Genomic DNA, 3,748 nt, shown 5'->3' on the forward strand with positions numbered 1-3,748 from the left:
GATACAGGATGATCTGGCCGGGCGCGGGATAGCTGGTGTGGTTTTCGTAGTCCACGCCGAAGCTGAAATCGCCGAGTGGCATCCATAACCCTTCACCGCTCCAGCGCACATGAATGGCGCGGCTCTCAAATGGCATTCGTTCGACGAAAGCCGCGCATGTCCGCGGAGCCAGCTGCGTCTCAAGCCGGCCGTGGAAGGTAAAGGCGCCGGCCTTCAGCGTTATCTTGGTCATATCTTGGTTTCTCTGTTGTTCGAGAGGGTGGGGGCTTAGCGGTGCAGGACCTTGCCAAGAAACTGCCGTGTACGGGCTTCCAGGGCATTGTCGAATATCTGCGAAGGGGGGCCGGCTTCGACAATGCAGCCGCCGTCCAGGAAGAGCACTTTCGAGGAGACTTCACGCACGAACCCCATTTCGTGCGAAACCGTCAGCATTGTCATACCCTCGGATGCCAGCAGGCGTATCGTGTCGAGCACCTCATGCACCAACTCCGGATCGAGTGCTGACGTCACCTCGTCAAGCAGCAGGATTTCCGGCTTAAGGGCGAGGGCACGCGCGATTGCGACGCGCTGCTGCTGACCGCCTGACATCTGGTCCGGATAGGAGCCCAGCTTGTCGCCCAGCCCAACCTTCTTCAGCAATTCCACCGCCTCGGCTTCGACCTCCCTGCGGTCGCGCTTGCGGATTTTCACAGGCGCAACGGTGACGTTCTGCAACGCCGTCATGTTTTGGAAGAGATTGAATTGCTGGAATACGATAGTCAGAACGTTGCGGACCGCCTTCACATCGGCCCGGTTGTGATAGTCGACCGGCTTGCCGTGCAGCAGGACCTCTCCGCCTACCGGCGGCAGCAGGCCGGACAGGACGCGCAGGATGGTACTTTTGCCCGAGCCGGAAGGCCCAATCAGACTGACGATGGCGCCCTTGTTGACGGTGAACGACACGTCATTGAGGACTTTGTTGCCTGCGTATTCCGCCGACAGAGCTCTGGTCTCAAGATGGTGCAAGGCGCTTCTCCAGCCACTTGCCGGCAAGCGCCAGCGGATAGGACAAGATGAAATAGAGGATGAGCACCACGCCGAACGCCAGCACCGGGGATATGCCGCGATCGATGAAGGACTTTCCAACAAAGGTCAGTTCCATCACGCCAATTTGCGAAGCCAGTGCCGAGTCCTTGATGAACATCACAAAGAACACGAACAGCGTCGGGATGATAACGCGCCAAGCCTGCGGAATGACCACCAGGCGGAGCGTGTCCAGAAGCGTGAAGTTCATGGTCGCGGCAGCATCCCATTGCGCCTGCGGTATAGTCCCGTAACCACCGCGCACGATCTCGGTGATGAAGGCGGTAGCGATCATGCACAGTGCGATCAACGCCACGGTGAAGGTCGGCAGTTCGAACTTGGCAATCGAAAAACTGAAGAAGACCAGAAACAGCACCACCAGCGGCGGGATACGCCGGAACATCTCGGTGAATCCAATTGCCAGAATTCGCAACGGCAAAAGGGCCAATGATTTCGTCATCCGGACAGTGGCCAGCGCGAAACCGAAGACGGCGCCGATCAGGCAGCTGGCCGCCGACAAGCTGAAGGTGGCCAGAAACGCCTTGCCGAAGAAGAGCATATTGGTCGATGTGAAAAGCGTCGGGACCTGGGGAAGTATGCCGTCCATCACAGCACCGACATTCGCACACGAAGCAGGTGGCGGCCGGCCAGCACCAGCAGTGCCGTAGCCAGCGTGGTTACTCCCAGGTAGATCAGGCCTGTCATCGTGAAAATCTCGATCGAACGGAAGGTCTGGGCGTTGATGTTGACCGCGCGCCCCGTCAATTCCTCCAAGCCGAAGATGGCGCCCATCGAGGTGCTCATAACGACCAAGATGTACTGATTGGACAGCGGTGGAAAAAGCACCCGGGCAATGTGCGGCACGATCACGTGGTGAACGGTCTGCAGCCGTGACATGCCAAGCACTTCAGCAGCTTCCAGTTCGCTACGCCGAGTGGACAAGAAGCCGGCGCGCAGGATCTCGGTCAGATAAGCACCGGTATTCAGCATAATGCCTATCAAGACTGCCTGGAATGGTGTCAGCAACAAGCCAAAGTCAGCAAGACCATAAAAGATGAAGAATATCTGCACCAAGAGCGGCGTGTTGGTGAGAAAGATGCAATAGGCCGAAACCGCCCCTGAAACTACGCGGCCGCCGAATATCTTGCCAAAGGCACCGGCGAGACCGATCAGCAAGCCTCCCGAGAAGGCCAGAAGCGCGAGCCAGAAACTGACCAGAGCGCCCTCGAGGAGATAGGGCAAAAACCCTATCACCTGCCCGAACTGTAGAGAGTAGTTCACGATTCCTCCCCCCGAAGAGGCCGGCGCGCTTGGCGCCGGCCTGGGTATGGTATCAGAAGTAGGGAGTGGCCTTTACGTCGAAGACCATGGGACCCTTGAACCACTTGACCCAGGTCTCGTTGACCCAGCCATCGTTGTGGAGTTGGAAGAGCGCGACGTTGAGCCAGTCCTTCAGCGAGGTGTTGCCTCTCGCGACACCGATCGAGCAATAGTCAACCTCGATAGGGGTATCGAGCACCTTCCAGTTGGCTTTGAATTGAACACGCAAATCGTTGAAGAAGTCGAGAACGTCGATGAGCGCGTCGCCGCGGCCCTGCGCAAGGCTGCGGACCACATCGGCATTGCTGTCGAGCAGAAGAAGCTTTGCCTTGGGCAGATTCTTCTGGATGAACTCGACCGGCGTGGTGCCGCGCACTTGGACCAACGTGACGTTCTCGTTGTTCAGATCCTTCCAATCCTTGAATGGCTTGCCTTCCAGGGTCAAAACCGCCAGCGACTCCGTATGAAGCGGCACGGAGAAGTCGATCACCTTGGCGCGATCGGCCGTCCGGGTAAGGGCGCCGAGGGTGAAGTCGATCTTGCCGCTGCTGACGAAAGGAATGCGATCTGGCCCGAGTATGTTGACCTTTTCGAGCTTCACGCCCAGCATTTCGGCAAGCTTTTCTGCAACGTCCACGTCGAAACCGACGACTTCGTTGCTGGCGTCGAAGCTGCCAAGCGGTGCGAGGTCGGTCTCAATGCCGACCCGCACGACGCCGGACGACAAAATCTCCTCCAGTGGTCGCGCCTGCGCCATTTGGGACAAGAGAGTACCTGCAACAAAGCCCGCGGCCAGGGCCGCTGCTTTCAGTTTTCCCAGCATTTTTTGATCCCCATTTTTTGAGTTCGAAACGCATGCACGTCCAACGACCAAGCAATTTGGCGCGAGCACGTCGAGGTCGTTTTTCAGCCTTGTGCCACGCACCAATACGGTAGCATTCTTTCCAAAAGTGTCTACCAAAAAAATATCAATCGTCTAAAGATTGTATACGATCATGCCTTCGCATATGGTCCCTGCTCGAGCGCTTGGTGTGCCTCCGGCGCAGTCAACAGGAGTTTTTGATGAGCTTTCGACCAGGAAACAGGGATCGATCTCGGGTGCTGGAAATGCTCGGTGGCATCCATGCCTCGACGGTCTGCCCGTTGACGACGGTGTTCGCCCTGGATGAACGATCGATCAGCAGTCATCTCGCGCATGTCTTGGCAATTCCCGGAATACGCGGTCTGCTGGTCAACGGTCATGCGGGCGAGAACGCTCAGCTGACACGCGAAGACAAGCGCACCGTTGTGGTCATTGCACGTGAGCTCTTGGGCCAGCACCGGTTCCTGACGGCGGGCGTCTACAGCGAGGACACCGCGACCGCGG

Annotated in this window: 6 protein-coding genes; 1 reads left to right on the forward strand and 5 read right to left on the reverse strand. The window is 57.9% G+C overall.

Features of this window, described 5'->3' with window-relative positions; all coding sequences use genetic code 11:
- The 5 genes from EN993_RS32710 to EN993_RS32730 all read right to left on the reverse strand — a co-directional run.
- Window positions 1-232, reverse strand: a 232-nt coding sequence (locus EN993_RS32710; protein ID WP_127265898.1) for a DUF3830 family protein, incomplete at its 3' end; no start/stop codon positions are given.
- A gap of 35 nt (window positions 233-267) precedes the next feature.
- Window positions 268-1,005, reverse strand: a complete 738-nt coding sequence (locus EN993_RS32715; protein WP_127265900.1) for an amino acid ABC transporter ATP-binding protein — start codon at window positions 1,003-1,005, stop codon at window positions 268-270.
- Window positions 992-1,669 (reverse strand): amino acid ABC transporter permease, encoded by a 678-nt coding sequence (locus EN993_RS32720; protein ID WP_206532454.1) that lies wholly within the window; start codon window positions 1,667-1,669, stop codon window positions 992-994. The genes EN993_RS32715 and EN993_RS32720 overlap by 14 nt, the downstream gene beginning before the upstream one ends.
- Window positions 1,669-2,343 carry an amino acid ABC transporter permease gene (locus EN993_RS32725; protein ID WP_127265904.1) on the reverse strand — a complete coding sequence of 225 codons (675 nt, stop codon included), beginning with the start codon at window positions 2,341-2,343 and terminating at the stop codon, window positions 1,669-1,671. The genes EN993_RS32720 and EN993_RS32725 overlap by 1 nt, the downstream gene beginning before the upstream one ends.
- 52 nt (window positions 2,344-2,395) lie before the next feature.
- Window positions 2,396-3,205, reverse strand: a complete 810-nt coding sequence (locus EN993_RS32730) for a transporter substrate-binding domain-containing protein (RefSeq protein WP_127265906.1) — start codon at window positions 3,203-3,205, stop codon at window positions 2,396-2,398.
- A 239-nt stretch (window positions 3,206-3,444) separates the two neighbouring features.
- On the opposite strand from EN993_RS32730, the gene EN993_RS32735 reads away from it, so the two are divergent.
- On the forward strand, window positions 3,445-3,748 hold a 304-nt coding region (locus EN993_RS32735; RefSeq protein ID WP_206532455.1), incomplete at its 3' end, for a dihydrodipicolinate synthase family protein.

It is taken from the genome of Mesorhizobium sp. M7D.F.Ca.US.004.01.2.1, assembly GCF_003997785.1.
Classification (GTDB): Bacteria; Pseudomonadota; Alphaproteobacteria; order Rhizobiales; family Rhizobiaceae; genus Mesorhizobium; species Mesorhizobium loti.